Annotated in this window: 5 protein-coding genes; 4 read left to right on the top strand and 1 reads right to left on the bottom strand. The window is 48.4% G+C overall.

What is annotated here, in order from left to right; translation table 11 throughout:
* Positions 1–271: hypothetical protein (locus tag Q0668_RS24745; RefSeq protein WP_298869232.1), on the bottom strand; the 271-nt coding region annotated here is incomplete at its 3' end.
* Between the two features lie 297 nt (positions 272–568).
* On the opposite strand from Q0668_RS24745, the gene Q0668_RS24750 reads away from it, so the two are divergent.
* The 4 genes from Q0668_RS24750 to Q0668_RS24765 form a co-directional block, all read left to right on the top strand.
* Positions 569–2,596: a hypothetical protein gene (locus Q0668_RS24750; protein WP_298869233.1), complete on the top strand. Its 2,028-nt coding sequence runs from the start codon at positions 569–571 to the stop codon at positions 2,594–2,596.
* Entirely contained in the window at positions 2,596–3,336 is a 741-nt protein-coding gene (locus tag Q0668_RS24755) for a hypothetical protein (RefSeq protein ID WP_298869234.1), read from the top strand. The genes Q0668_RS24750 and Q0668_RS24755 overlap by 1 nt, the downstream gene beginning before the upstream one ends.
* A 12-nt stretch (positions 3,337–3,348) precedes the next feature.
* Entirely contained in the window at positions 3,349–6,297 is a 2,949-nt protein-coding gene (locus Q0668_RS24760; protein WP_298869235.1) for a LamG-like jellyroll fold domain-containing protein, read from the top strand.
* 9 nt (positions 6,298–6,306) lie between these two features.
* Positions 6,307–7,279, top strand: a 973-nt coding sequence (locus tag Q0668_RS24765; RefSeq protein WP_298869236.1) for a hypothetical protein, incomplete at its 3' end; no start/stop codon positions are given.

Consider the following 7,279-nt stretch of genomic DNA (forward strand, 5'->3'; position numbering starts at 1 on the left):
TGAAAATACAGTAGGCGATTACAATTATGATTAACAGTGCACCGATAACATTAGGCTTGTTTTTCTCTTCTTCATTCTGTTTGACGAGCTTGTGCAGGAGCTTGCCTTCAGGAGAGAGGTCTTTTAATTCAACGGCTTCCTTGGCTTCCTCTGCTTTCCGCTTTTTGCGCTCTTTGTTTTCATGGTCTACGCCCAACAAAAACAGGATGCCGACGACTGCGAGTGCCAGGATGACCTTTTGGCCGGTGCTGAAGAATTCATGCTCAGGCATAGTACATACTCCAGTTTATATAGTAGATGATGCAGCCGGAAAACACACAGGTGAGAACGAATATCATGAGACTAAAGCTGAACTCAGACATTTTATCCTGTGCACTCAGATGAAGTTGCTGGACTTCATGGCTCAGGCTTGCAAACTCATCTGTTATTTTTACTTTCTAGCGCTGGTGCCCCTTGGTGTTTTGAAAAGATCAAACTGGAATGACAGATATCGCACAAATACAGGCAAATCTAACATAAATGTGCCTCCGAATAATTTTTTCCTGGCTCACACTCAGGAGGTAGTCTGATGGGTAATGGTGCCGAGCGCGATGTGATCATCAAGCTGAAGCTGGTCGCTGATTCAAGTAACCAAGCTACAGCGAAAATCGTTGCAGGTCAAGCAAAAACAGTCGTCACGGCAGGAAATGCGAACTATAAGAAGCTGGAAAAAATTGCGATAGATCAATCGAATAAGCTCACTCGAATGGGTAAATCCCAAGCAGAACTGCAAGTTCAGATCGCGAAACTCAGCACGACAGAACAGTTCGAAGCCCACAAAAAACTCACTGAGCGAATCATTGATCTCCTCGAAAAGCAGACAGCCAGTCAGGAAACAGAGGGTGAAAAGCGAGTAAGGCTTGCTGATAAGGCCAATAAAAAAGCGGAGAAAGCGGCAAAGAAACATGCTGAAAAACTTAAAGCAGCTCAGGAGGCTGTTGTCGCCGGACACCAGAAAGCAAATGAATCAGCAGTCGTCGTAGTGCAGGGACTGGCTGATATGGTCGAGGGAGCTGCCAAGTTGGGATTAGTGAGCGAGGAGAATTTCGAAAAGTTTACCAAAAATTTCAATATGGTTCAAGATGGTATCAAAGTCTTTAAAGGATTCACGGATGTCATCTGGAAAAGTCGCGAGGGGTTAGTCGCATTAGGCACAGCCACAAAAGCCCAGGCAGCGGCGAATGAAATTCTCGCAGTGAGCAATAATAAAGTGGCAGCATCATCCGTGGTGGCAGGTGCATCAGGTACTGCGACTGCCGGATCAGGTGCTGTCGCTACAGGTGCGAAAACAGCAGGTACAGGCATCGCAATGATTGCAGGTGTTAAAGTGCTCGCTGCTTTGGCATTGGCTGCTGCTGAACTGGCATCAATCGCGCTTGTTCTGGCTGAGGGATTCTTAGCTATAACCAGAGGGATCGAATGGCTAATCGGTGCAAGCTGGGATTGGAATGAAAGTATACTCGTTGCAGGTGACAGCTATCTCCGAGCAGCAGAGGATGCAGAAGAAGCCCAAAAGAAAACAGAAGCCGCTGAAAAGAGAAAGCAAAAGCTGCTCGAAGCTCGGTCTAAGTTCGAAGACGATGAAGCCAAACGAGCTGGATTCTCTAGAGACATGATTAATGCGAATGACGCTGTGGAAGATGCGCGTCAAGGTGGTGGTGTCAGCGACGTTGACAAAGAACGAATCGCAGCTCTGCGAGATGTTCAGCGTGCAGAAAAAGCTGTCGCAGAAGAAAAGAAAATCCAAGAGGAGCGAATCGCTGCCGGTCATTTTCAAAGTATAAAGAATCGCGTGCGGGTAACAGCAGATCTCGAAAAGGCTCAGGGTAGAATGCTCGCTGCTGAGCAGAATCGTCTCAAGTCAATCATGGATCAAAAGAATCTGATCGGAGAGCAGATCAAAGCCGAGAAGGAAAAGATCCAGATCGGTAAAGATGCGATGAAGTCTGAGCAGCAGAGAATCCGAGAAAGATTCGGACGTCTGTCAGCAGCAGATCAGGAACGGGCAAAAGAAATCGGCAAAAAGAAAGCCGGAGGTCAGGAACTCAGCAGGCGTGATATTCAGGAACTGGAACGGCTTGGGCTCGCGGGGGATCATGCTTCTAACTTCTATGCGAAAGTGGGTGCTCAATCTGGTGCTGATGAAGTATCTGCCAACTTAACTCTCGTCAAAAAGAAAAAAGAACAGACAGATTCAGAGACCAAAATGAAAGAGCTTGAGCGGCAGGAATTATCGAAGACTGCCCAGGCGGATCAAGCACAGGCATCGGTCATTAAGCAGGCTGAGGATATGGCACGCACGACTCATAAAAAAGTTGAGCAGTCTGCTGAAGCACAGAATCTCAGTCATGAGGATCTGCCTGGATACCGTAAGCCAGCAGACATCGGGAAAGATGCTCAGCAGGCTGCCGCTGATGGTAGCGATGCAGTCGAGAAGGCATCGATGGAAGTCGTTGGTGCACTGGGTGACACGTTCGGATCGATGAAGAAAAGTCTAGAAGATATGAAGAAAGAGATCGAAAAAAACAAACTCTTGGAAAAGGCGTATAAATCCTGATGCAGCATTCATACGGCAATTATAACCACGCGGAGAATGAAGCAGAAATCTCGATCACACGATCAGGTCTCGTCGCTGATAATGGTTTCGTTTATGGGTACACAGAGACGTGGGCAATCAAGGGCATCCTGCATGGAGACACTGATGCACTTCTGGTGACAGCGATGGCTGAACTCCATGCAGCCTACTCTATCCAGAATCAAGATATGGTCTGGAAAAAAAACGGGACGACAATGCATGAGCTGATCAGTACGAATACGCTAAGCGGTACGCGCGTGACGACACTCCCCCAATTCAGCAAGGTCGGTCAAGGTGAGCTGACGACTTTCAGATCTTACAATATCGTTGTTTCTGCTGATATTGCTTTCGCTGGTCTGTATCCTGACCAGACACAGACGATTGATCCCACAAAATTGACACTGCTCAAGTATGAAGAATCGATCGATTATACGGGAACAGGTGGTCGGCGATTCGGATTCCTGCCGATACTCGAAGGAAAATATCAGAAGCAGCAATTCACTGAAAAGAGTCTGGTGGGTGTGACTCAATCTGGATTGTCTGTCGGTTTGGGTGCTCGCCCACTTCCCAATGATCCACTCTGGCCTGACGATGAACATCTTGAAAAGCGTCAGATCAGATATCCACCAGCCAGAAAGCGTGGCGGTTTCGAAATAGAGTACCCGATTCACTGGTCTTATACATTCGAGCGGAATGATCAATTCCCGGCTCCAACCACATAAAGGATTTTTAACATGGCTTCTCATATTTGGATCGGCGGCGCTCCTGCCATTGCCCAAGTCGAATACATCACGGTCCCATCAGATGTACTGAATGGCTACGTTTGCGAAATGGCAATCGGGGTCAAGACGCTCTCGGTTGAGATCGTCGGAACGGATGAAGTCACCACGACTGCTATAACGGCGGCGGCTGAAATTATTGCGGCCTGGAATGCCTCTGTGATTCCTGAGTTCGCAGAGATTACTGCATCTGCAGGAGTAGACTCAGATGGTGAATTAGACGGAAGAGTCAAGCTAACGGCGTTAACTGCTGGCATACCATTCACGGTTACTGTTGCCGTGTCTGGTGGATCAAACGAAGTTCAGTTGATTACAGTTTTAGGGGCGACCGGAGGAACATTCACGCTGACATTTGGTGGGCAGACCACGTCGGCATTAGCCTATAACGCAAGTGCGGCGACACTTGAAACAGCTTTTGAGGGTCTGGGTTCTGTGGGGTCTGGAAATGGAACGGTGACAGGCGATGCTGGAGGACCATACACAATCGAGTTCACTGGTGCCCTCGCTGCCACCGACGTTGCTTTAATCACAACAGATGCAAGCAGTCTGACAGGATCAGCGAATGAAGTTCAAACAATTACAATACTGAATGCACCAACGGGTGGCACATTTACACTCTCTTACGATGGAGAGAGCACGACCGCTCTGGCCTACAATGCGAGTGCAGCAACAATTGAAGCGGCGTTGCTGGCTCTTAACTCAATACCTTCTGCGAGTGTTTCTTGCGGCGGAGGGGCGTTACCGGGGTCGGCGGTAACGGTCACTTTCCAAGGAGCTTTGGCACTGACCGACGTTCCGATGCTGATCGCTAATTCGGATGCGTTGACCGGGATGACGATGGCATCGGCGACGAGTCAAGCGGGTGGCAGTTCGCTAGCAGACAAGGCTGTCGCGTATTGGAATTTCAATGAGTACGATGATGGATTCCCCGCTGATTATGATTTAACATGGGATCTTATATTCCATACCGACGTTGTTGGTGGCATGGTGTTGTCACCAACAAATAATCTTTCTTTGCTAGGACCGGAGAATAACAATTGGCTTTATCAGTTGTTTACACTTCAGAGTGGCGGGATCATCGGAGGGTGTATAACCAGCGGGACAAATAACAAAACCAGTGTTAACGGAGCTGACTCGGAGCTTAAATTCACTGAGGATGAGCCGAGTAGTTTTTCGATTTGGTTCAAGCCAGTTGGCTCGTTTTCTTCCGTGCAAAATTTAATGTCAATGGGTGATAATTATAATTCATCTATGTCAGATTACTCTTTACGTTTGGACAGTTCAGGTTATCCTATTTTCAGAAGGCGAAAAGGAACATCGTCATGGCATGAGCAAGCCGGAACCACAGCGGCGACGATTGATGCGTGGAATTTGGTCGTGGGTGTATGGGACCCCGACAATTCTACAATTAAAATCAGCATCAATGGGGGAGCGTTTGAAGAAACAACAGGATTAACTGTCGGCACGACTGCGGTTGGATCAAGTGTTAATTTTCAGTTGATGTCCCGTGGAGTGTCAGCGGATTACTCTGGCTATATGGATTCAGTCGGCGTGTTTAATGATGTTCTGACAATCAGCGAGGTGGGAGATCTTTATAACTCTGGTGCGGGAGATGACTACCCATTTCCATCAGGTGGTGGTTCCAATGAAATCCAAACACTCACATGGACAGGGACGCCAAGCACAGGGTCGGTCAATCTGACATTTGGGCAGTCTACACTCGTCGTTCCCTACAACGCGACAGCAGCGGCGTTGCAGTTATTGCTTGACGATGCAACGGCAATTGGGTCTGGGAACGCCTACGCCACGGGTGGACCGTGGCCCGGAACCGCGTTATCGGTTGAGTTTATCGGTGATTTGGCAGTCTCTAATGTTCAACTTTTTACGGTGGATCTTTCCGATGTTTTGACCAACATTACCGAAACCACCAAAGGGGTCGCAGCTCCAACTGCCACAGCGGTGACATCCCTCACTCCAATGAGTATAGCAAATAGCGTTGCGAACTCCGGGCCGAATAACTGGGATGTTGCGGCGAACTTTAACACGAATACAGTCCCGGTCACAGGCGACACAGTTTTCATCTCTGACACTGATATCAGCATCTTCTACGGTCTCGCTCAAAGTGCTGTGACTCTGGCAGCATTGCATATCGAGCAGACTTTCTCAGGCTTCATAGGTCTGCCTCGCACGAATACAGATGGAACAAATTCGTACTTCGAATATCGGGATTCTTACTTGAAGATCGGGGCGACATTGCTCAACATCGGAGACAAAGAAGGCGATGGCTCTGATCGCATCAAGATTGATCTGGGAACAGTTCAGAGCACTGTTCTGATCACAGACTCAGGAACTGGAGAGGATGCAAACACTCCGGCTATTCTCTTACTCGGAACTCACGCCAGCAATGTGATCGACATCAATCGCGGATCCCTGGGAGTCGCTTACTATCCAACTGAGGTCTCTACGATCGCCACTTTGCGGCAAGCATTCTTCGATGATGCGGCGAGTGACACGACAGTCTATCTGGGTGCCGGTGTGACGATCACTGACATCATTAAGACAGGCGGTGACCTGGATATCAATTCAGCGACGACGACTTTCAGACAGGACGCAGGAGAGACGACGATCCATGCCGGGGCTCATGCTTCACTCAATGTGAATGATGGAGCTCTGAACTACAATTCCACAGGTACGGCGACTGCAATCAGTCTGGCAGGTGATGCTGTTTTGAACTTCAATCAGGATCGCAGGCCGAAGGCTGTCACAACCATCACAAAGAAAAGTGAAGGCTCAGAGATCTATGATGATTCGGGCTGCATCAGTTCTCCAGTCATCGTGATGCAGAACATCAAAGATTTTGGTCAACTGCATTTCGCAAGCAATTACACAGTGACGCTCACATAAGGGATTCCTGTGGAAAAGAATTCTACAAAGTATGAACACGTTGGATCAGTTTCTTATCCAGGCATCGTGCATATCGTGGGAGCGAGGTACACTCGATCGCATGGCATCGCTCCCGGTGTCTGCATGATCGAGATGGCTCCTCAGACACTCAATTCCAAAGATAAGAACTATGTGAAGATCGAGCAGAATGGCTATTTGAAATTTCAATTCGATACTGTTGAAACCAAAACAGATTCAGGAGGTTTCGCGACCACAAAAGAAGATACGATTCAGATCCTGATGCAGGGCTGCCGAACAGATAAAGCTGCATTGAGACGCGCAGAGAATAATGAGATCTGGCAGATCCCGATATTCGACCGTCGGTGGAAATGGAAATTCGGATCTTTCTCCGGACACTGGAACATCAAGAAGAACGGCGTGATCGAGAAACGCAAAGAGAAGACATCCCGCGAGCTGGCTGATCTCTGTCTCGAAGCAATGGGCGAATTGAACTACGACACAAAAGATCTCGACGAACTAGAGAAGCTGAAAAAACTCAAGTACAGAAAAGCAGTCAGGCCTGAAGTTCACTGGGATCGCATTGCTCCAGCTCAGGCATTAGAGGATCTGGTCAACTCTGTTGGCTATCGTGTCTGCTTGGGATGGGATGATCGAGTGAGGATCAGACGGGCTGGAGAGGGTGCTCTGCTCTCGACTGATGATCTGATGAGCGGAGGCTTCGAGAGCGATCTGCCAGAGGTGCCTGATTCGATTACAGTCGTTGGCAATCACACAATGCACGAAACAGCATGGGAACTGGAAGCAGTCGGACTGGATGTTGATGGCATGTGGAAGCCGATCGACCATCTGAGTTATCGACCATTCGGTAAGAATGGCTGGGCCATATCAAGCCCCCCGAATTTCTTCGGAATTGAGCAAGATGTCAATGATGCAAAAGACAACACCAAGCCGAAAGATCCTGAAATCGTGCGGAGGAAAGAAC

The organism is uncultured Gimesia sp., assembly GCF_937910335.1.
Lineage (GTDB): Bacteria > Planctomycetota > Planctomycetia > Planctomycetales > Planctomycetaceae > Gimesia.

Coding starts and splice junctions, on each gene's coding strand:
- Q0668_RS24750 (WP_298869233.1), top strand. CDS start 569: ATGGGTAATGGTGCCGAGCGCGATGTGATCATCAAGCTGAAGCTGGTC.
- Q0668_RS24755 (WP_298869234.1), top strand. CDS start 2,596: ATGCAGCATTCATACGGCAATTATAACCACGCGGAGAATGAAGCAGAA.
- Q0668_RS24760 (WP_298869235.1), top strand. CDS start 3,349: ATGGCTTCTCATATTTGGATCGGCGGCGCTCCTGCCATTGCCCAAGTC.